Raw genomic sequence first — 21,235 nt, 5'->3', positions numbered from 1 at the left:
ACCTACGACGCCAGCGTCAATCCTGCATCGACCACCAGCGTCTGGCCGGTGATCGGCGCCGGGGTGGTGGCGAGGAACACGATCGCCTCGGCGATATCGTCGGCGGTGCAGCGTCGCTTCAGCAGCGCCTTCTCCTCCGCCGCGCGCTTGCGGCTTTCGGGCCAGTCCTTCTGCCAGGGCGTGTCCACCGCGCCGGGTGCGACGGCATTGACACGGCACTCGGGTGCGAGTGCGCGGGCGAGGTTGACGGTGAGGTTGATCAGCCCGGCCTTCGACGCACCATAGGCGATCGACGAGCCGAGCGAGGTGAGCCCGGCGATCGAGGCGGTGTTGACCACCGCGCCCTTCGACGAGCGCAACGCCGTGGCTGCCGCGCGCGTGCAGCGGAAGGGGCCGAGCAGGTTGGTGGCGATGATCCGTTCCCAGAACGCATCGGTCATCGCCTCGAGCTCGGCCGGCGGAATGGGCGCGCGCGTCGCCGGCGTGCCGGCATTGTTGACCAGGATGTCGAGCCGCCCGAGGGCCGCGATCGCATCGCCCACCATCGCCGCGATCGAGGTGGGGTCGGACACGTCGCCCGGGGCGGCGATCACGGCGTATCCCTCCGCGCAGAGGCGGCCGACCGCTGCTGGCCCTGCCGGGTCGCCAGGCAGGTGGTTGAGCGCAACGGCAGCGCCGAGGCGTGCGAGCTGCTCGACCGTTGCGAGCCCGATGCCGGAGGCGCCGCCGGTGACGAGCGCCGTGTGGCCGGAAAGCTTCATGGCACCATGCTCCCGATGTCGCGCAGCGCGCGCTTGAGTGCCAGCAGCTTGCGGTCACGCTCGGCGAAGAGGTCGGCCGGCGTGCGGCCGCCATAGTCGTAGAAGCCACGGCCGGAAGCGACCCCGGTCGCACCCTCGGCGATCAGCGCATCGATCGTCGTGCTGGCCTTCCGCTGCGGGGGCGGCGGCACCATCGCGGTGGCAAGTGCCTTCTGGGTGAGCGTGAGCCCGGTGAAATCCGCCTTCATCATGTGGCCGAGCAGCGGCATGCGCAGCGACAGGCCGTGGATGACGGCTGCGTCGATCTCGGCCGCATCGGCCACCCCGTCATCGAGGAGCGCGTAGAGCTCCATGCTCACCACGGCCTGGATGCGGTTGGCGATGAAGCCGGGCACGAATTTCCGCATCACGATCGGCCGCTTGCCCATGCCGGCGTAGAGGTCGCGCAAGGCGAGCGGGATCGTCGGGTCGCATGACGGGCCCGCAACGATATCGACCAGGTCGACGAGATAGGGCGGCGTGTACCAGTGTGCGATCGCGGCCCGGTGCTGCCGTGCCTCAGGGATCAGGGGGAAGGGATCGAGATAGGAGGTGTTCGAGGCGATGATCGCGTCGGCCGGCGCAAGCCCGTCGACGGCGGCGAACAGCGCGCGCTTGGCATCGGGGTCCTCGGTGATCGCCTCGACGACGAGCTCGGCCCCCTCGAGCGTCTCGCCGAGATCGGCGTGGGTGGTGATGGTGCGGGCAAGCCAGGCATCATCGTGCGGTGTCTCGCCTGCCTCGCGCAGCGTGGCGAGCGCGGCTGACATGAGCGACGGTGCACGCGCGAGCGTCGGTGCATGCGTATCGGTCAGCCGCACGCGGCAGCCGCCAAGGGCGTGAACGAGGGCAAGCGCGTGGCCCATGAGGCCTGCGCCAAGGACGGCAACCTGCATCGTCATTCCTCCACTCCCGGGACCCAGGGTTCTGGTGCGCGTGGCTCTGCGTCGGTCACGACATCGACGACGACGGGGCCGTTGATCGCCACGGCCTGTGCCAGCGCGGCGGCGATGTCGCCCGCACGCTCGACCCTGAAGCCGTGCACGCCGAAGGCGCGCGCGATCGCGGCGAAATCGGTCGGGCCGAAGCGGATGATCTCGTCAGGGTTCCCAGGCCGGTTGCCCTGCATCCGCCGCACGTTCACGAGGCCCTGGCCGAAGGCGCTATTGTTGTTGATCACGAGCACGAGCGGAACGTTGTGCCGCCGTGCCGTTTCGAGTTCGGTCAGGTGGTAGTAGATCGCACCGTCGCCCGAGAAGCACACCACCTTCCGCCCTGGCTGCGCGAGTGCTGCGCCGATCGCCGCGGGGAACGACCAGCCGAGCGAGCCCGCGGCGCGGAGATAGGTCTGGCGCGGCGAGAGGTCGACGCAGGTCGCCGTCCAGATGCCGGAATAGCCCGTGTCGGCGACGAGGATGCCATCCTCCGGCAGCGCGCGGGTGATCTCGGCACAGAGGCGCTCGACGCGGATGGGCGAGGCATCGGAGGCCATGAGTGGTGCCATCGCCGCGCGCCAGTCATGCACGATGCCGGCGGCCCATTGGGCGAAGTCCGGTGCGCGCGGGGTGGCGGGAAGGGCCGCGAGCAGCGCCTCGATTGCCAGGCGCGGGTCGCCCGGCACCGCGGTGGTGTTGGGGTAGGCGCGGCCGATTTCGGTCGCGTCGGCGTCGATCTGTACGATGGGTATGCCGGGCCGTGGCACGCGCCAATCCATCGTCGGCTGGTCGCCGGCATGGGTGCCCACGTACAGCACGGCATCGGCGGCATGCACGATGCGGTTGGCCGGCGGCGCGCCATAGGTGCCGACGGTGCCGACGCTGAGCGCGTCACGCGTGTCGATGATGCCGCGCGCGCCGAGGCTGGTGGCGACGGGGGCAGAGAGGCGCCGGGCGAGGGCGGCCAGCGCCTCTCCCGCGCCCGACAGCAAGGCACCCGCACCGGCGACGATCGCGATGCGTCGTGCGGCACCGAGAACCGCCGCGGCAGCGGCGATGTCGGAGGCGGCGGGCGGCGGGCGATGCGCCGGCACCGCGGCGTGGCGCGGCTCGACCGACCGGTCAGCGGTGATCGTTGCGGTCTCGATGCCCTCGCCCTGGAGGCCGAGCAGGTCGAGATGCGCTGGCCGCGGCGTCGGGCCCGTTGCCGCGCGGAACGCCTGTCGCAGCAGGCGTGGGAATTCGTCGGGCGCATCGACATCGGCGTCGAACACCGTCACCGGCCGGAACATCGGGCGGTGCTCGATCTCCTGGTAGGCGTTGCGGGCTTGTGCGGCGGGCGCCTTGCGGCCGGTCAGCGCGACGATGGGCGCGCGGTGCAGGAACGCATCCTGCAGCCCGGCGGCGAGGTTGGCGGCACCCACGCTCTGCGCCATCACCACGCCGACGCGGCCGGAGGCGCGGGCGTAGCCGTCGGCCATGTAGGCGGCGGCCTTTTCGCTGTGCGCGAGGATGCGGCGGATGCCGTGGCCCTCCATCGCGATCAGGGTGCGGCGGAGGATGGCATCGACGAAGAAGACGTGGCTGACGCCATAGCCGGCGAGCATCGCGGCGAGCACCTCGCTGCCGGGCTGCCCGGCCTCCGCCTCGTCGCGCATCGCGGCGCACCCTCCCGTTTGCTGTTCCTTCGTGCCGTGGCTGCAGGATTGCGCCAAACCGAGGCATTGGAAAGGGTGGCTCGGGACATGACAGGCCGGGGCTGGTTCGGGTAGGACCGCGCGTGACAGGAAGGAACGACATGGCGGCGCGGCGATTCGACATCGACAATGCCAAGGGCATCGCGATCCTGCTCGTGGTGTTCGGCCACATCGTCGCGCGCGAGAGCCCGCTCGACAACGCGTGGTACGACCATGCGCGCGCGGCGGTCTATCGATTCCACATGCCGTTCTTCATGTACCTGTCGGGCTACGTCGCCGGCTACAAGGCCCTCGGCGCCGTGCCGATGGACCGCTACGGCGCCTACCTGCGATCGCGCGCGGTGCGGCTGCTCGTGCCGTTCTTCGCCTTCGGCCTCATCGTGCTGCTGGGCAAGATGCTCGCCGCGCACGTGATCCATGTCGACAACCGCCCGGCGGGCTTCCTCGACGGGCTGGTCGACCTGTTCTGGACGACGGGGCAGAGCCCGTCTGGCTCGGTCTGGTTCATGTTCTGCCTGTTCCTGTTCCTCGCCGTCACGCCGCCGCTGTTCCGGCTGGGTGCCGGATACTGGCCGCACCTCGCCATCGGCGCGGTGCTGCTGGCGACAGGCCTGCCGCAGCGCGTCTACCTGAACAAGGCGGCGGAGGTGGCGCTCTACTTCGCTCTCGGCGCGCTGGCGGGAGAGAGGGCGGAGCGGCTGGATGCGCCGCTGCGACGCTTCGGGCCGGTGATCGCGCCGGTGTTCGCCGTGTTGCTGGTCGCCTGGGGCTTCGCGCCGGGCGCCTGGCGGGACGCGATCGCCTTCGCGACGGCGCTGCTGTCGATCCCCGCGATCCATGGCACCGTGCTCGCGGTGCACGGCCAGGCGCCTGCATGGTCGCAGGTGTTCGGGCGCTTCACCTTCGCGATCTACCTGCTGAACACGATCGCGATCGGCGTCGCCAAGGGCGTGATGCTGCGGGTGATGCCGTGGGACGGGGTGAACTTCCTGCTGTTCTTCCCGGTGCTGATGCTGGCCGGAACGCTCGGCCCGATCATCGTGAAGCTCACGCTGTTCCGCGTGCACCCTGCCATCGACCGGATGACCGACTGAGCGCCATGCGCGCCGCGCGCTCGTTGCGCGCACGGTCGAACACCACGGCGAACCAGAACATGCGCACCATCATCGTCAGCGCGATCAGCGTGTTGTCGGTGATGCTGTGCAGCGCGAGCACCACGCCCGCAGCCCGCATCACCACGGCCTCGCCAGAGGGCATCCGCCGCGTTTCGCGCGCGATCCAGACCAAGAAGCCGAGGAAGATGAGGCCTGTGCCGATGACGCCGAAATCGACGGCGAGGCGGAGATACTCGTTGTGCGCGGCGTTGGTGCCGAGCAGCGCCACGTCCTCGATGTCGACGGCGAAGCGGCCGGCGCCGACGCCCTGGCCGAACCAGGGGCTGCGCGAGATCGCCACGATGAACAGTTCCCAGATGATGTCGCGTCCTGAGGCCTGGAAGCCGGCGCGTCCGGAATGGTCGGTGAAGCTGCGCTCGATGATGCGCTGGCCGAAGATCGCCGCGCCGATGAGGGCCACCGGCAGCGCGAGCGCGGTCAGCCGCAGCTTCTGGCCGAAGCGGAAATGACTGGTGCGGCTGAGCAGCAGGATGCTCACCCCGAACAGCACGGTGAGCAGCAGCGGCACGCGCGCGCCGGAGCCGAACAGGATGAGCGTGTTGATGCCGAGCCAGATGATGCCCGACCGGTCGCCGCGCACGAGCTCGAGGGTCGCTGCCGTGATCGCGGTGACGGAGAGGCTCGCGAGGTTGGCTGGGTGAACCATGCCGTCGAGCCGGCCGTTCACGATCGGCCCGTTGCCGATGCCGAGCGGGGCCAGCAGGATCGAGATCACCACGCTCGCCAGCGGTCCGGCGAGCACCGCGAGGGTCAGCATGCGGTAGGCCCGCTTGTCATAGCGGGCGCTGATGAAGGCGAACGGGGCGATGCCGCCGATCAGGCTGCGCACGTTCTCGCCGAGCGTGACGCCGGGCAGCGGCGTGCCGAGGGCCGCGGTCAGTGCCGTCGCTGCCAGGAAACCGAGGCCAGGCCCGTTGAACTGCCGCGACAGCCCGTAGCGGAGCGCGCAGAGCCCCGCGACGCCGATGCCGGCGACCTTGGTGAGCGCCGTTGCCTGGCTCGCGCCGACGGGCAGCAGGGTGGTCGGCCCGAGTGCGACGAGAAGCACGACGCCAGCGGTCGCGAGCGAGGGCTGCATCAGCGCCACCAGGGCCAGCGGCAGCATGAACAGCAGCGGCATCAGCGTCCGGATGAACATGCTCGGCTGAAGCCAGGAGAGAACGGCAAGCACCACCGCGCCCGCGAGCAGCAGCAGCGGCAGGGCGCGCGGGCCGAACCCGGCGATCACCTCCTGCGCCGAGCCGGTGCCGCCGCCTCCGCGCCTGGCGCCGCCCTGGTCGATCACGCCTGTCACAACATGCCCGTCACGGTCTGCCGATGCTCCTTCTGCGGCTTGTCCTGCAGCCAGGCTCACCACCCCGCGTGGCGGAGCATGGCAGGCATGGCTTGCCCAGGCGTGAATGTCCTAGGCTCAACCGCGCCTTGCGCGCAACCGCTGCTGCATGCGGGCCCCGCTCACGATCCTGTCGGGTCCTGGCCGGAGGAAGTCGTTCGGGCGCGCAGCGCGGCAAGGCTCGCGACCGCGAGGCCGGGAACCGGGGCATAGGCGCCCCGCAGCGCTGCCTCATTCCCCTCCGCGCAGCATTGCTCGAGGGCGCGCGCGGCCTGGGTGAGCGCGGTCGCACCGAACGTGCCGGCGGCACTACGCATGCCATGCGCGAGGTGGGCGATCGTCGCGCGGTCACACGCCGCGATCGCCTGGCCGAGCCGGGCGAGGCGGCTCTCGGTCTCCTCGGCGAAGATGGCGATCAGCTGCGGCATGCGGACAGCGCCAACGGCGGCCTCCATCTCGGCCACCACGCCATCATCGATCAGGCCGCTCGGCGGCGGCGCATCGGTCGACACGGCAGGCGTCGACGCGGCGAGCGTGCCGGTGACGGCGGCCAGCAGCGTCGCGGCATTGGCCGGCTTGGTGATGAAGCCGTCCATCCCCGCGGCGAGGCAGCGGTCACGGTCCTCCGGCAGGTCGGAGGCCGTCATCGCCACGATCGGCACGCGGCCGGCGGGCGGGGGCAGGGCGCGGATCGCCTCGGTCGCCTCGATGCCGGTGCGGCGCGGCATCTGCACGTCCATCAGCACGAGGTCGAACCCGCCCCCGGCGGCGCGGGCGACGGCCTCCTCGCCGTCCTCGACGACGGTCACGACATGGCCGGCGCGGCGGAGGATGGCGGCGGCGACGATCTGGTTGGCGCGGCTGTCCTCGGCCAGCAGGATCCGGGCACCCTGCCCCGTCCCCCTGGCCGTCTCGGTGGCGGCCGGCATCGGCGTCGGCGTCGGCAGGATGCGCCCCTCCGGCGGGATGGTCGTGGAGGTGTGCGCGACGGCGAGCGGGAGGGTGACGGTGAAGGTAGCACCGTGCCCAGGCTCGCTTTCCAGCGTGATCGCGCCCCGCATCAGCTTGACCAGCCGGCGGCAGATGGTCAGCCCAAGCCCGGAGCCGCCGAACCGTCCAGCGATCGAGGCATCGGCCTGCGTCCAGCGCCGGAACAGCCGCGCCTGCACTGCGCGGGGAATGCCGATCCCGGTATCGATGACGGCGATGCGAAGCTGGAGCGTGCCGTCGGCCACGGCGCCGGCCGCATCCGCCCTGATCGTGACGCCGCCGATGGCGGTGAACTTCACCGCGTTGTCGACGAGGTTGAGCACCACCTGGCGCAGCCGCTGCGCATCGCCCCGCAGCACCGGCGGAAGGGCAGGGTCGATCATCACCGACAGGCCGATCGCCTTGGCCGCTGCCGCCGGCGCGGCGAGGTCGAGCACCGCCCGCAGCGTGTCGGCAAGGCTGAACGCGGCCTCGCCAAGCCTGAGCATGCCCGCCTCGATGCGCGAGAGATCGAGGATGTCGTTGATGATGGCCAGCAGGTCCTGGCCGCAGCGCAGCGCCGTCTCGGCATAGGCGCGCTGTTCGGATGACAGCCCGGTCTCCGACAGCAGCGAGAGCGTGCCCAGCATGCCGTTCATCGGCGTGCGGATCTCGTGGCTCATGGTCGCGAGGAAGTCGGACTTGGTGCGGTTCGCCCGATCGGCCGCGCGGCGGGCGCGCTTCTGCCCCTCCTCCGCGCGGTGTCGTGCCGTCACGTCATGCTGCACGCCGATGAAATGGCTGAGCCGCTCGTCGGCCCCGAAGACCGGGGCGATGCGGAGCTCGTTCCAGAACCGCGTGCCGTCGCGCCGGTAGTTCACCATCTCGACCGTCACCGGCCGTGAGGCGGCGATCGCACGGCGGACACGGTCAACCGCTTCGGGGTCGGTGTCGCGGCCCTGCAGGAACCGGCAATTCCGGCCGATCACCTCGTCCGGCCCATAGCCGGTGATGGCGGTGAAGGCCGGGTTGGCGAAGACGATGGGGCAGTCAGGCAGGGCTGGGTCGGAAATGACGATGCCGGTCGGCGTGGCGGCGATGGCGGCGGCGAGGAGAGCAGCATCGGTCCCGCCTGGCGCCTCCGACCTGCCGCCGACGCCGGTCATTCCGGGCTCATGCCTCGTAGCTGACCAGCGCCTCGAACGGCACGTCGAGCCGCGCGCGCCCGCCGAGGAAGGAGAGCTCGATCAGCGCGGCGGCTGCCGGCACCACGGCGCCGACGCGGCGGAGCAGCGTGATTCCAGCCGCCATCGTGCCGCCGGTGGCCAGCAGGTCATCGACCACCACGACGCGGGCGCCGGCTGGCACCATGCCTTCCTGCACCTCGATCCGGTCGCTGCCGTATTCGAGGGCATAGTCATGGCCGAGCACGCGGCCAGGGAGCTTGCCGCGCTTGCGCAGCATGACGAAGCCACAGCCGAGCTTGAGCGCGAGCGGGGCGGCGACCAGGAACCCCCGGCTCTCCACCCCGGCCACAAGGTCAGGCTGGTGGCGGCGGACGAGGGAGGCCATCCGCGACATCGCGACGGCCCAGGCCTCGCCGTGGGCCAGCAGGGTCGATATGTCATAGAAAAGGATGCCGGGCTTCGGGAAGTCGGGGATGCCGCGGATATGGTCGCGGAGGTCCATGGGCGATCGCTCCTCGCTCCGCGGTCATGCCGATCACGCAAATGCTACCGGAGGGAGAGTGCCCTGCGCAATCGGGGCAGGTCCGGTGGCCCCCACCCTCACCCCGGCCCTCTCGCGTCCGAGGGGAGAGGGGAGCGTCATCCCGGCTGATCCGCCGGGACCTGACGCTCCGCCGGGCGGCCACCTATATCGGCAGGCATGAACAACGACGCCACCATTCCCCTGTCGACGGGCCACTCCCGATGAGCCGCGCCGCCATCGCATGGCTGGCGGGGATCGTCGGCCTCGCCCTCTACCTCTTTGCCGTGCTGGAACTCGCCGAGCTGGCGACGGGGCATCACTGGGCGATCGACCTCGTCTATTTCGCGATCGCCGGGATCGCCTGGGCGTTTCCGGCGGCACGGCTGATGCGCTGGGTGGTGGCGGGACGACCAGCCGGTTGATCCGGTTCTCCCGGGCGGAAGGACTGACCTGGAAGCTTCACGGTTCTGTCACCGTCGCGTAACATGCGCCCGCTACATGCCCCATTCCACCTTCGGGCTGAGCCAAAGATCCACCAACGGGGAGAGCCACCATGCTTCGCAGGACATTGCTGACGGGAGCCTGCCTGATTGCAGGCGCGATCGTCGCCGCCATCCCGACCGGGCCGGCGGCCGCCCAGCAGCGCACCGAGATCCAGTTCTGGTACGGCCTCGGCGGCGCGCTCGGCGAGCGCGTGCAGGAGCAGGTCAAGCGCTTCAATGACAGCCAGAACCGCTTCACCGTCGTCGCCACCTTCAAGGGCAGCTACGTCGAGACGATGACTGGCGCGATCGCCGGCTGGCGTGCGGGCAACCCGCCGCACATCGCCCAGGTGTTCGAGGTCGGCACCGCGACGATGATGGCGGCGGGGCCGGCGATCAAGCCGGTGTGGCAGCTCTCGCAGGAAACCGGCGTCGCGATCGACCCCGCGCAGTACCTCGCCGGCGTGCGCGGCTACTACAGCGACACGCAGGGCCGCCTCGTCTCCATGCCGCACAACTCCTCCTCGGCGGTGATGTGGCTGAACCTCGACACACTCGAGAAGGCCGGCGTGACGACGCCGCCGCGGACATGGGCCGAGGTGCGCGAGGCCGCGCGCAAGGTGCGGGCGCAGAACCCGCAGGCCTGCGCCGTGACCACCGCCTGGCCGACCTGGGTGATGTTCGAGCAGATGGCCTCGATCCACAACGTCTCCTACGCCACGAAGGCGAACGGCTTCGAGGGGATGGATGCGACCCTGAACCTGACCGACCCCTTCTTCCTCAAGCACGTGAACTTCCTGCTCGAGATGCAGCGCGAGGGGCTGTTCCGCTACGCCGGGCGTGACACCGCGGCCGAGCCGCTGTTTCCCAACGGCGAGTGCGCGATCAGCTTCAACTCCTCGGCCGGGCGGGCGCGCATCGTGAACGAGGCGAAGTTCCGCTGGGCCTCGGTGCCGCTGCCCTACCACCACGACGTGATCGAGAGCCCGCGCAACGGCGTGATCGGCGGCGCGAGCCTCTGGACGCTGACCGCTCGCAACCGGACCGCGGCCGAGTACCAGGCCGTGGCCGAGTTCTACCGGTTCATCAGCCAGACCGACCAGGATGCGTGGTGGCACCAGATCACCGGCTACGTCCCGCTGACCATCGCCGCCTACGAGAAGTCGAAGGCCGATGGCTTCTACGCGCGCAATCCGGGCTCGGATTCGGCGATCATCCAGCTGAACCGCGCCTCGCCGACACCGCAGAGCCAGGGCTTCCGCCTCGGCGGCTTCGTCGAGATCCGCAACATCATCCAGGAAGAGCTCGAGCGCGCGTTCCAGGGCCAGCAGAACGCGCAACAGGCGCTTGAGAACGCCAACCGCCGCGGCAACGCCGTGCTGCGGACGTTCGAGCGCACCAACCGTTCCTGATTTTGGCGCTCGTGCTAGACACATGAGGGCGCGGCCGCCGGTGCGCAGCGCACCGGCGGCCATGTCCGTCATGATGGGGGCCCGATGCAGCGGCGCGTGATCTTCAAGAACAAGGCCCTGCCCTACGCGCTGCTCGCGCCGCAGCTCGCGATCACCGCGATCTTCTTCTTCCTGCCGGCCGGACAGGCGGTCATCCAGTCGCTGCAGCGGCAGGACGCGTTCGGTATCCGCACCACCTTCGTCGGCCTCGAGAACTTCATCATCCTGTTCGAGGATCCGCTCTACCGCGCTTCGATCTGGACGACGGTGGTGTTCTCGGTCTCCGTCACCGTGCTGGCGATGGGAACGGCGCTGCTGCTTGCCGTGATGGCCGACCGGCAGATCAAGGGTTCCCACGTCTACCGCACGCTGCTGATCTGGCCCTACGCGATCGCACCTGCCGTAGCGGGCATCCTGTGGCTGTTCCTGTTCCATCCGTCGATCGGCCTGTTCGGGCGGATGTTCATGGCGGCCGGCGTGAATTTCGACTGGAAGCTGAATGGCGGCCAGGCGCTCACCCTCGTCATTCTCGCCTCCGCCTGGAAGCAGGTGTCGTATAATTTCCTGTTCTTCCTTGCCGGCCTCCAGGCCATCCCGAAAAGCGTGCTGGAAGCCGCGGCGATCGACGGCGCCGGCGCGAGCCGGCGGTTCTGGACGATCATCTTCCCGCTGCTGTCGCCGACCAGTTTCTTCCTGCTCGTGGTCAACCTCGTCTATGCCTTCTTCGACACGTTCGGCGTGATCGACGCGCTGACCAAGGGCGGCCCGGGGCAGGCGACGACGACGCTGATCTACCGCGCCTATATCGACGGCCGCGTGAACCTCGACATCGGCTCGTCGGCGGCGCAGTCAGTCGTGCTGATGGCGGTGGTGATCGCGCTGACGGTGGTGCAGTTCCGCTACATCGAGCGGCGGGTGCATTACTGAGCGGGCTGTCACCCCTCGTGCAGCCACGCAGCGGTCGACAACAGAACGAAGGCCGAGGCCGGGTCTGCGCCTGCCGGCATCGACGTCAGAAGCTCGGGCACACCATCGCCATTCATGTCGCCTGACGGGGCGAAAGCCGCCCCATCGCCGAAGACCTGGAACCCGCCGATCCCAGCCGCGACGTCGGCGAGGCTCACGGCATCGCCGTCATCCTTGCCGAAGAGCACGTAGCTCGCGGCTGCATCGTGGGCGAGCAGCTCGTGGCGCCCGTCGCCGTTGACATCGGCGCCGAGAGAAGCGAGTGACCGCGCCCCCGTCACGACGAACCCGCCATTGCCTGCCGCGATGTCGGCAAGAGCGACGGCGGCACCATCGGCCTTGCCCCAGATGACGTAGGCATTCTGGGCATCCACCGCGAGGATCTCGGCCAGCCCGTCACCGTTCAGGTCGTCGATGCCGCCGCTGCCCTGCGCGCCGGGTATCACGAACCCGCCCGTCCCGGCCGCGAGGTCGTTCGTCGACACATCGCTCCGATCCGACCGCCCCCAGACGACATACGCGCCGTGGTAGCCGTTGGCGAGCAGGTCCTCGCGTCCGTCGCCGTTGGTGTCGCCGAGCGTCGCCTCGTAGGTGATGCCATCGCCCTCGTTCGACCCCACCACACGGAAGCCGCCATCGCCGTCGACGTAGATGAGGCCGGGCGTCGGGAAATCCTCGAGGTTCGGCCAGGCGCTGATGATCAGTTCCTCCAGCCCATCGCCGCCAAGGTCTGCGATGGCGCCGACGCCGAAGCCCGCATAGTCCATCAGGTATCCACGAAATGCGGTGTAGCCGCCGTCGTAGTTCCAGATGTCCTCGCGGGTAATGGCCTCGCCATCGCCCTTCCCCCAGACGACGTAGGCCGCGCCGTCCATGCCGGCCTCTCCGATCAGCAACTCCTGCAGGCCGTCATCGTTGCGGTCGGCGATCGCAGCGACCGAGGCGGCGAAGAAGGGATAGAAGTCGTCATGGTAAACCTTGAAGCCGCCAATGCCGTTTCCGACGTCCGCGAGCGCGACCGGAACGCCGTCAGTCTTGCCCCAGACGACATACGCCGCGCCGCCTCCTGCAATCAGAATTTCGCCACGTCCATCGCCGTTGAGGTCGCCAATCGATTCGAGCTCGCGAAACGGATAGAGGTCCGTCGTTTCGGCGATGACCTTGAACCCCCCGACGCCGTTGGCGATGTCGGCGAAGGTGAGGCTGGCGGTGTCGGTCGGTGGTGGCGCGCCCGCATCCTCGTCGAACCGGTCGCTGAAGTCGGTGCGCGCGATGTTCCAGACCTTGAGGTTGTCGAACTCGATCGCCGAGTCTGACGGCCAGCCGGGGCCGCTCGTGAACGCGAGGACGAGCGTGTCACCGAACGGCGGCACGAGCGCGCCGGTGCCATATAGCGGCTCACCCTCGGGCGTGAAGCCGCGCAGCACACGCTCCTCCCAATGTTCCGAGACCGGTACACCGTCGATGAACAGCATCGTCTCGCGGTCGGGCTGGCCGAGCGCGCCGAAGCCGTCGCTGGTCCAGGACAGTGCGAAGTGATGCCAATCCGCTGGCTGGCCGCCGAGGATCTCCTCGAAGGTGGGCGGCGAGAAGCGCGCGTTCGTTCCGGTGAAGTTGGCGTCACCGGCCTGCCCGACGAAGCCGTAGCCACCGCCGCCGTCGTTGCCCGTGAACCCCATGTTCCAGTGGCCGGTTCCGTCGCCGGGGGAGATCGGTGCGGTGGTGATGAGGCCAGGATGGGCATTGGCGCCCATCCCGCCGCTGAACCCTTCGAGACGCGCCCAGAACTCGATCGTTCCGGATGCCGCGTTGATCACGGATGACGGAAAGGACACGCCCCTGATCGGCATCACGGCGACGCTGTCCTCTGTCGCCTCCGTGCTCGTGGCGCGCCAGGCGCCGCCGAACACGCCCGGGACGAACGTGCCGCCAGCAAGCGTGCCGTCCGGCCCGATCTCGCTTTCCACCGCCTCTCTTGCATCGCCGAGCCGGTTCCACAGCGTCAGTCCCGGCGGGGGCGTGAGCGTGAGCTCGGTGCCGTCGCCGAATCGCACCCGCTCGAAGCCGCCGATATCGTCGCGCCCGTCATTGCCGTTGGCGGAATGGTCGATGTCCGTAACGATATATCGCCCGTCCATCCACGCGATGCGGTAGCCGTCCTGCGTGCCGGTGAGCACCCAGACGTCGGTGCCACCGCCGCCATCGGCGAGGTCGTCGCCCGCGCCGCCCGTCACCGTGTCGTCGCTGCCATGGCCGATGAAGCGGTCATTGCCGTCGCCGAGATCGACGAAGGTGGCCGTGGTGCCACCGCTGGTGTTCCAGGTCCCGCCCGTGCCGACGAACGACGCATAGGTCGTGTCGCCGCCGGCAAGCTCGCGGTCACGGTCGAGTCCTGTGATGGTGACAACGTCGTCGCCCGCGCCTGCGTTGATGCGGAACTCGTTGTTCCAGGTTCCCTCGTTCGAGAGCACCTCCACGCGGATGATGTCGTCGCCCGCGCCGGTGACGATGTTGCCGCGCTTGGCGCCGATCACGGTGATGATCGACGCACCGCCCGGATCGCCGCTGCCGACAGCGATGTCGACCTGCACGAACCCGTCGAAGCGGAGTTCCTCGGCTTCATCCGACTGGGCGAAGGCGTTCTTCACGCTGTTCCAGCCGCCCACCACATCGAAGCTGTGCGCCGTGCCGCCCACCGTGTCGGCCTCGACCAGCCCGCCGAACAGGGGCGTATCGTCCCAGCCAGGGGCGTAGGGACCGTCCGTCAGCGCATCGGCCACCGGAGGCTGGCCCCCCGGGGGCCCAGGCGGCAGCAGCGTCGTGTCGGTCCCCGGCAGGTACCACTGCGTCGGCGCGCCGCCCTGCCCGAACGAGATCCTGAGTGCCATCTCTTTCCCTTCCCCGCCCCGCGCCTTTTCCCGCGCGATGACGAAGGGTTGCAGCCATGGCCGCAGGCGTCATTGATCCTTCGCAACCACGAAGCAATACGGCGGCGAGGCATGTCGTCCACCGTGCCGGGCGTGTAATATCATCGTCCGGCAACACGCCCGCGTCGCGATCCCGGTTGCGCCGCGCGGTGAGGACCGGCAGGAAGAAGCAGCCACAGGCGGCGAGGGAGCGCGATGGGTCACGGGGGCGGGTTCGAACGGCAGGGCGGCGCATGCACGCACCGCTGACGACGGCCGACCTCGCCCGCGCCGAGGCCGCCGCGGTTGCCGCCGACAGCGCGCGCCGGCGGCTGGACTGGCTCACCCACGCCATCCTTGTGTTCGGCGTGTTGCTGTTCTTCCTGCCCGTCTGGATCGTCATCGTCGGCTCGACGCACGAGGCGGCGGTGGTGGGCCGCGGCGAGGTGCCGCTCATCCCCGGGGCGCAGGGCCTCGAAAACTACGCGGCCGCCTGGGGCGTCGGCGCGCGCGGCACGGTCGCCGTGCCGGTCGCGACCATGATGTTCAACAGCTTCGTCATGGCGCTCTGCATCGCGGTCGGCAAGATCGCGGTCTCGCTGCTGTCGGCCTATGCGGTGGTGTTCTTCTCCTTCCCCGGCCGGATGCTGGCGTTCTGGGCGATCTTCATCACGCTGATGCTGCCGGTCGAGGTGCGCATCTTCCCGACCTTCCAGGTCGTGTCCGATCTCGGGCTCATCAACTCCTATGCCGGGCTGATCGTTCCCCTCATCGCGTCCGCGACCGCGACGCTGCTGTTCCGCCAGTTCTTCCTGACGATCCCGGACGAGCTGATCGAGGCGGCGAAGATCGACGGCGCGGGGCCGATGCGGTTCTTCTTCGATGTCGTGATCCCGCTGTCGCGCACCAACATCGCGGCGCTGTTCGTCATCCTCTTCATCTACGGCTGGAACCAGTATCTGTGGCCGCTGCTCATCACCACGGGCGGGGAGATCGAGACGATCGTCGTCGGCATCGTCAAGATGCTCGGCACCGAGGCGAACGTGGAGTGGAACATCGTTATGGCGACGACGGTGATGGCGCTGCTGCCGCCCGTGGCCGTCGTGATCCTGATGCAGCGGTGGTTCGTGAAGGGCCTGGTCGAGGCCGACAAGTGAGGGGATTCTGATGGCGACGCTGACCGTCGAGGGCGTGCGCAAGGATTTCGGCACGACGCATGTGCTGCACGGCATCGACCTGGCCGTGGGCCAGGGCGAGATGATCGTGATCGTCGGCGCGTCGGGCTGCGGCAAGTCGACGCTGCTGCGCATCGTCGCCGGGCTTGAGACGGCGAGTGGCGGCCGCATCCTGATCGACGGCGCCGACGTCACCCGCCTCGAGCCGAAGGACCGGGACATCGCGATGGTGTTCCAGAACTACGCGCTCTACCCGCACATGACGGTGTTCGACAACATGGCCTACGGGCTCAAGATCCGTGGCCTGCCCAAGGCTGAGATCGCCGCCCGCGTGCAGCAGGCCGCCGACCTGCTGGGCCTCGGCGCGCTGCTCCAGCGCCGGCCGCGGCAGCTCTCCGGCGGCCAGCGCCAGCGGGTCGCGATGGGCCGCGCGATCGTGCGCGAGCCGAAGCTGTTCCTGTTCGACGAGCCGCTGTCCAACCTCGACGCCAAGCTCCGCGTGCAGATGCGCGCCGAGATCAAGCGGCTGCAGCGCCGCCTCGGCGTCACCTCCCTCTACGTCACGCATGACCAGGTCGAGGCGATGACGCTGGGTGATCGCCTCGTCGTCATGCACGAGGGGCGGGCCGAGCAGGTGGCCTCGCCGATGGAGGTGTGGTCGCGTCCGGCCAACACCTTCGTCGCCGGGTTCATCGGCGCGCCGGCGATGAACTTCCTCGAAGCCAGGCTTGCCCCGGGCGGCGAGGCGGCGGTGCTGAAGGCCGGCCCGACGCTTCCCTTCCTCGACGGGCGGCGCGACATGCCGGCCGGGGCCGGGCTGACCATCGGCATCCGCCCGGAACACATCGTCGCGGGCGGGGAGGGCGGGCTCGGCCTGCGCGTCGACCTGGTCGAGCCGCTGGGCGCCGAGAGCCTGGTGCACGGCCTGCTGCCGTCGGGCGAGGAAATGACGGTGCGGCTCACCGGCTCCTCGCCGCTGCCGGGCTCGATCCTGCCTGTCACCCTGCCGTCCTTGTCGCTGCACGTGTTCGATGCCGGCACGGGGCGGAGGGCGGAGGGGCAGCACATCCCCCGCCGGGCGGAGCAGGCCGCGTCCGTTGCCAATCTGGCCGCCGATCGGTAACACTCCGGGCCATTCCATCTCCGTGCTGCTCGGAAGGAATATGGCCCTGATGGCACCGCGCGTCCTCGCCGCCCGCAAGGCGGGCAACCTCTCCCCCCTCCCGGCACCGGTGGCCCGGTGAACCGCCAGGCGCGACCGAACCCACGCGCCGAGGCGCCGGCACCTGAGCCTGCGCCGCCCCCGGCCGCCATGCCGTCGCCCCCGCCGCCCTCCGTCACGCGGGATGAGATCGACCTCCTGATCCGCCGCGCCGGGTTGACACTGAATGCCGGGCAGAAGGCAGACCTCGCCGTCTCCTTCCAACACCTCGTGACGCTGGCCGCGAAGCTGCCGCGGGCGCGCAGCCTGTTCGACGAGCCGGCCTTCGTGTTCCACCCTTCCATGCCCGCCCGTGCCGCACCGGCGGCGGAGGCGGCGAAGCCCCCAGCCGTCAAGCGGGCCGAGCGAGCCCGAAAGGCTGCGCCCAAGCCCGCGCCCACGCCCGCGCGAAAGCCTGCGCCAAAGGCGAAGGCCAAGCTGGCCGCCAAGGCAAAGCCTGCGGCGAAGGCAGCGCCGCGCAAGCCGGCAAAGTCCGCACCCCGGGCGCGCCGCCGATGAGGTCGGCCGACACGCTGCACCATCTCAGCATCGCCGATGCCGCGGGAATGATCCGTTCCCGCCGCCTTTCGCCGGTCGAGCTTGCGCGCGCGCTGCTCGATCGGATCGAGCGGGTGAACCCCCGCATCGATGCCTATCTCGCCGTGACCGACGCGGCCGCGATCGCCTCGGCGAGGGCCGCCGAGAAGGCGATGATGCAGGGCGCGCTGAAGGGCCTGCTGCACGGCATCCCGCTCGCCTACAAGGACATCTACGCGACCGCCGGCGTGCGCACGACGGCGCATTCCCGGATCCTCGAGAACAACGTGCCGGCCGAGGATGCCGAGACCGTGCGGCGGCTCGGCGCCGCCGGCGCGGTGATGCTCGGCAAACTCGCGACGCATGAGTTCGCCATCGGCGGCCCCGCCTTCGACCTGCCCTGGCCGCCCGCCCGCAACCCCTGGGACACGGAGCGCTTCACCGGCGGCTCCTCCTCCGGATCGGGTGCCGCGGTCGCGGCCGGCCTGGCACTCGGCAGCCTCGGCTCCGACACGGGTGGGTCGATCCGCTTCCCCGCCGCCTATTGCGGCATCGCCGGGATCAAGCCGACCGCCGGCCTCGTCAGCCGCCGCGGCATCGTCCCGCTGTCGCCGAGCCTCGACACCGCAGGCCCGATGGCATGGACGGCCGAGGATTGCGCGATCCTGCTCGACGCCATCGCCGGCTACGACCCGGCCGACCCTGCCTCGGTTCCCTCCACGCCCCCGCCCGGCGGCTATGCGGCCGCGGCGCGGCGCGGGGTGAAGGGCCTGCGGGTCGGCGTGCTCCGCCGCTTCTACGAAACCGACCTTCCCGCCTCCGCCGAGGTGCAGGAGCAGATGGCGGATGCCGAGCGGATGCTGAAGGAGCTCGGCTGCACCGTCGGTACCGCCGATTGCCCACCGCTGATCGCCTTCAACGCTGCCAACCGCCTGATCATCTCGGCCGAAGCCTATGCGCTGCACGAGGCCGACCTCACCACCCGGCCCGAGGCCTACAGCCGCGCCTTCCGCGTGCGCGTGATGGCAGGCGGGGTGATGCGCGCGGCCGACTACATCCAGGCGCAGCGCCAGCGCCGCAGCCTCGCCGCCGAGTTCAACGCGCTGTTCGAGCGGTTCGACGTGCTGGTGACGGCCTCGACCCCAGGCCCCGCTCCCCGGCTGGCAGACCAGTCGCTCGACGAGGGCCTCTCGCGGCCGACCTACTCGGCACCGGCCAACATCTCGGCAGGACCTGCGATGTCGGTGTGCTCTGGCTTCGCGCCGAACGGCCTGCCGCTCGGGCTGCAGATCATCGGCGCGCCCTTCGCCGATGCGACGGTGCTTGCCGCGGGCCATGCGATCGAGGAGGCCTCGGGCAGCCGCTCACGCCGCCCCTCGATCTGACCGGGCCTCCCTAAGCGATGTGCGGTCGTTACTTCCTCACGCGCCCCCCCGCGGCGCTCGCGCGCCTGTTCCGCACCGTCGACCCCGTGCCGAACCATCCGGCGCGGTTCAACGTCGCACCGACGCAGACGAGCCTCGTGGTGCGCCGCAACCCCGAGACGGGTGCGCGGCACCTCGACCTCCTGCGCTGGGGCCTCGTGCCGCTCTGGGCCAAGGACGCGGCGATCGGCAGCAGGATGATCAACGCGCGATCCGAGAGCCTCGCCGAGAAGCCCGCCTATCGCGATGCGTACGCCAAGCGACGCTGCCTCGTGCCGATCGACGGGTTCTACGAATGGGCGGAGATTCCGGGAGAGAAACGGAAACAGCCTTATGCCGTCGCGATGGAAAGCGGCGCGCCGATGGTGCTCGCGGGGCTGTGGGAGCGATGGCGCGCGCCCGACCAGTCGATCCTGCGGACCTTCACCGTCGTCACCTGCCCGGCCGCGCCGCGGCTCGTGCCGCTGCATGACCGCATGCCCGTGGTGCTGCCGCCGGAGGCCTGGCCGCTCTGGCTCCGCGAGGTGGAGGGCGACGCTGCCTCCGTGCTGCGGCCGATGGATGGCGCGGCGTTCCGCATCTGGCCCGTCTCGACGCGCGTCAACGGTGTGCGCGAGGACGACGACGGCCTGATCGCGCGTGACCCCGACGTCACGCCCTTGGCGGGCCTCGGCGTGGCCGAGGGCCCGCCCGCGTTCGGCGAGGACTGAGCGTTCGCTGACGCCGGGCAGTCGCGCATCCCATTGCTCTTCCCTCTCCCCCCGCGCTTGCGGGGGAGAGGGTTGGGTGAGGGGGGTCGTGATGCGAAGAATGCGCTTGGCCGGAGGAGCGCGTCGCGGCCCCCCACCCTCACCCCGGCCCTCTCCCGCCCCGGCGGGAGAGGGGGAAGCAGGGGGGCGCGTCCTACGCCTTCTCGACGTTCCAGTAGAACAGCGCCGGACCCGGAATGACGCCGCGGAGCGCCCGGCGGTGCGCGATGACCGAGCGGTACTGTCCGAGGGGAATCGACGTCACCGTCTCCACGTGCACCTTCTGCAGCGCCATCATGATCTCGTTGCGCTTCGCCGCATCGCCCTCGAAGGTCCAGGCCGTCATGAGTTCCGGCACGCGGCGGTCGCACGGCCAGCCGAACCACGCCTCCTCGCAATGGCGCGTGAAGATGTTCAGCAGCGGGTTGGCGATGCCGGTGATCGTCGCGTTGGTGATGAAGAGATTCCACCCGCCTGCGTTGGGGGCGGCGCGGTTGTTGCGCCGTTGCACCAACGCGCTCCAGTCCATCGCCTGGAGGTCGACATTCGCACCCATCTTCCGGAGCGTATCGGCCGTCACCAGCGCGGCTGGATGGAGCGTGGCGTTGTCGGCCGGGTCGAGGATGACGATGGGCCTGCCGTCATACCCGCTCTCGCGCAACAGCGCGGTCGCGCGCGCGAGGTTCTGCGCGGGCCAGCCAAGCGCCGCCTTCTGCGTGTCCTCGCCGAAGCAGCCGAAGATGCCGCCGCACTCGCGCCAGGGCGTACGGTCACCCACCGTCGCGTTCATGAAGTCAGACTGGCTGATCGCGGTCTGCAGCGCACGGCGGGCGAGCACGTTGTCGAAGGGCGGATGCAGGTGGTTGATCACCTGGAACAGCTGGTAGCCGAGCGGATCGTTGGGGGCCACGATCACGTCGCGGTGGCGCGTCAGCTGGGGCACGAGGTCTGGTGCGGGATTCTCGAGCATGTCGAGCTCGCCCGCCATCAGCCCGTTCGCGGCTGTCGCCGAATCGGGGGTGTAGAGCGTCTCGACGCGATCGACCTTCACCACCTTGCCGCCTGCGGCCTGAGAGGGCGGTTCGCTGCGCGGCACGTAGCGCGTGTTCTTCTCGTACACCACCTTCACGCCCGCGATCCATTCCTCGCGGATGAACCGGAACGGTCCCGAACCGATGATCTCGCCGATCTGGGTGCTCGGGTCGGTGCGTGCGAGGCGTTCCGGCATCATGAAGGGCACGTTGCTGTCGATCTTGCCGAGGGCCTCGAGAACGAAGCCGATGGGCCGCTTCAGCACCAGAACGAAGGTGCGGTCATCGCGGGCGGTGAGGCTGTCGGTGACGGAGAGCAGCGCGCGGCCCATGCCGTCGCGCGCCCCCCAGCGGCGGATCGAGGCGACGCAATCGGCCGCGCGGACGGGCGTGTCGTCATGCCAGAGCAGGCCGTCGCGCAGCCGGAACGTCCAGGTGAGCTGGTCGCCGGAGACGCCGTATTCGCCCACCATCTGCGGCTGCGGCGTGTTCGAGGCATCCATCGCGAACAGCGTGTCCCACACCATGTAGGCGTGGTTGCGGGTGATGTAGGCGGTGGTCCAGATCGGGTCGAGCGCGCGAAGATCGCCGATCGGAACGGCGCGGATCACCTTTCGCGCGCCTTGCGCATCGGCCTGCCTGGTCGTTGCGTGAAGGATGGCCGGCGCCGACGCCAGGCCTGCTACGACATCTC

17 protein-coding genes are annotated in these 21,235 nt (G+C 69.9%); 9 read left to right on the top strand and 8 right to left on the bottom strand.

The window, feature by feature from the left end; all coding sequences use genetic code 11:
• Positions 1–2: 2 nt before the first annotated feature.
• The 3 genes from Q0C38_RS04570 to Q0C38_RS04560 are packed head-to-tail and all read right to left on the bottom strand — an operon-like array spanning position 3 to position 3,393.
• Positions 3–761 carry an SDR family NAD(P)-dependent oxidoreductase gene (locus Q0C38_RS04570; protein ID WP_291295879.1) on the bottom strand — a complete coding sequence of 253 codons (759 nt, stop codon included), beginning with the start codon at positions 759–761 and terminating at the stop codon, positions 3–5.
• Entirely contained in the window at positions 758–1,702 is a 945-nt protein-coding gene (locus tag Q0C38_RS04565) for a 3-hydroxyacyl-CoA dehydrogenase family protein (protein ID WP_291295878.1), read from the bottom strand. The genes Q0C38_RS04570 and Q0C38_RS04565 overlap by 4 nt, the downstream gene beginning before the upstream one ends.
• Positions 1,699–3,393, bottom strand: coding sequence for a thiamine pyrophosphate-binding protein (locus Q0C38_RS04560; protein WP_291295877.1), 1,695 nt, complete (start codon positions 3,391–3,393; stop codon positions 1,699–1,701). Before Q0C38_RS04560 ends, Q0C38_RS04565 begins: the two co-directional genes overlap by 4 nt.
• Positions 3,394–3,533: 140 nt before the next feature.
• Between Q0C38_RS04560 and Q0C38_RS04555 the strand changes: the two genes are divergently transcribed.
• Entirely contained in the window at positions 3,534–4,526 is a 993-nt protein-coding gene (locus Q0C38_RS04555) for an acyltransferase family protein (protein WP_291295876.1), read from the top strand.
• Here Q0C38_RS04555 and Q0C38_RS04550 read toward each other — a convergent pair.
• From Q0C38_RS04550 to Q0C38_RS04540, 3 genes are all read right to left on the bottom strand, one after another.
• Positions 4,480–5,961 (bottom strand): O-antigen ligase, encoded by a 1,482-nt coding sequence (locus Q0C38_RS04550; protein WP_291295875.1) that lies wholly within the window; start codon positions 5,959–5,961, stop codon positions 4,480–4,482. The genes Q0C38_RS04555 and Q0C38_RS04550 overlap by 47 nt on opposite strands.
• A 101-nt stretch (positions 5,962–6,062) precedes the next feature.
• On the bottom strand, positions 6,063–8,075 hold the full coding sequence (locus tag Q0C38_RS04545) for an ATP-binding protein (RefSeq protein WP_291295874.1): 2,013 nt from the start codon (positions 8,073–8,075) through the stop codon (positions 6,063–6,065).
• Between the two features lie 7 nt (positions 8,076–8,082).
• The gene (locus tag Q0C38_RS04540) at positions 8,083–8,598 is read right to left on the bottom strand and encodes an adenine phosphoribosyltransferase (protein WP_291295873.1); all 516 of its coding nucleotides are present in this window, start codon (positions 8,596–8,598) and stop codon (positions 8,083–8,085) included.
• Positions 8,599–8,840: 242 nt separating this feature from the next.
• Here Q0C38_RS04540 and Q0C38_RS04535 point away from each other — a divergent pair, with 242 nt between their 5' ends.
• The 3 genes from Q0C38_RS04535 to ugpA all read left to right on the top strand — a co-directional run bounded on the left by Q0C38_RS04535 (position 8,841) and on the right by ugpA (position 11,479).
• Complete coding sequence (locus Q0C38_RS04535) at positions 8,841–9,041, top strand: DUF2842 domain-containing protein (RefSeq protein ID WP_291295872.1); 201 nt, start codon at positions 8,841–8,843, stop codon at positions 9,039–9,041.
• Between the two features lie 131 nt (positions 9,042–9,172).
• Positions 9,173–10,513, top strand: a complete 1,341-nt coding sequence (gene ugpB / locus Q0C38_RS04530) for a sn-glycerol-3-phosphate ABC transporter substrate-binding protein UgpB (protein WP_291295871.1) — start codon at positions 9,173–9,175, stop codon at positions 10,511–10,513.
• 84 nt (positions 10,514–10,597) lie between these two features.
• Entirely contained in the window at positions 10,598–11,479 is an 882-nt protein-coding gene (ugpA, locus tag Q0C38_RS04525) for a sn-glycerol-3-phosphate ABC transporter permease UgpA (protein WP_291295870.1), read from the top strand.
• An 8-nt stretch (positions 11,480–11,487) separates the two neighbouring features.
• Here the strand turns inward: ugpA and Q0C38_RS04520 are convergent, their stop codons facing one another.
• Positions 11,488–14,406 (bottom strand): VCBS repeat-containing protein, encoded by a 2,919-nt coding sequence (locus Q0C38_RS04520; protein WP_291295869.1) that lies wholly within the window; start codon positions 14,404–14,406, stop codon positions 11,488–11,490.
• Positions 14,407–14,678: 272 nt separating this feature from the next.
• Here Q0C38_RS04520 and ugpE point away from each other — a divergent pair, with 272 nt between their 5' ends.
• From ugpE to Q0C38_RS04495, 5 genes are all read left to right on the top strand, one after another.
• Entirely contained in the window at positions 14,679–15,581 is a 903-nt protein-coding gene (ugpE, locus tag Q0C38_RS04515) for a sn-glycerol-3-phosphate ABC transporter permease UgpE (RefSeq protein ID WP_291295868.1), read from the top strand.
• 10 nt (positions 15,582–15,591) lie between these two features.
• Positions 15,592–16,722 (top strand): sn-glycerol-3-phosphate ABC transporter ATP-binding protein UgpC, encoded by a 1,131-nt coding sequence (ugpC, locus tag Q0C38_RS04510; protein WP_291295867.1) that lies wholly within the window; start codon positions 15,592–15,594, stop codon positions 16,720–16,722.
• Positions 16,723–16,911: 189 nt separating this feature from the next.
• Positions 16,912–17,319 (top strand): hypothetical protein, encoded by a 408-nt coding sequence (locus Q0C38_RS04505; RefSeq protein ID WP_291295866.1) that lies wholly within the window; start codon positions 16,912–16,914, stop codon positions 17,317–17,319.
• Complete coding sequence (locus Q0C38_RS04500; protein ID WP_291295865.1) at positions 17,316–18,722, top strand: amidase; 1,407 nt, start codon at positions 17,316–17,318, stop codon at positions 18,720–18,722. Before Q0C38_RS04505 ends, Q0C38_RS04500 begins: the two co-directional genes overlap by 4 nt.
• Before the next feature lie 17 nt (positions 18,723–18,739).
• Positions 18,740–19,471, top strand: coding sequence for an SOS response-associated peptidase (locus Q0C38_RS04495; RefSeq protein ID WP_291295864.1), 732 nt, complete (start codon positions 18,740–18,742; stop codon positions 19,469–19,471).
• 193 nt (positions 19,472–19,664) lie between these two features.
• On the opposite strand, the gene Q0C38_RS04490 is transcribed toward Q0C38_RS04495, so the two are convergent.
• Complete coding sequence (locus tag Q0C38_RS04490; protein ID WP_291295863.1) at positions 19,665–21,152, bottom strand: ABC transporter substrate-binding protein; 1,488 nt, start codon at positions 21,150–21,152, stop codon at positions 19,665–19,667.
• Between the last annotated feature and the right edge of the window lie 83 nt (positions 21,153–21,235).

This window comes from Elioraea sp. (assembly GCF_022842375.1).
Taxonomy (GTDB): domain Bacteria; phylum Pseudomonadota; class Alphaproteobacteria; order Acetobacterales; family Acetobacteraceae; genus Elioraea_A.
Note: the sequence above shows the minus strand (reverse complement) of the source record. Positions and strands in the feature narration are given on the sequence as shown.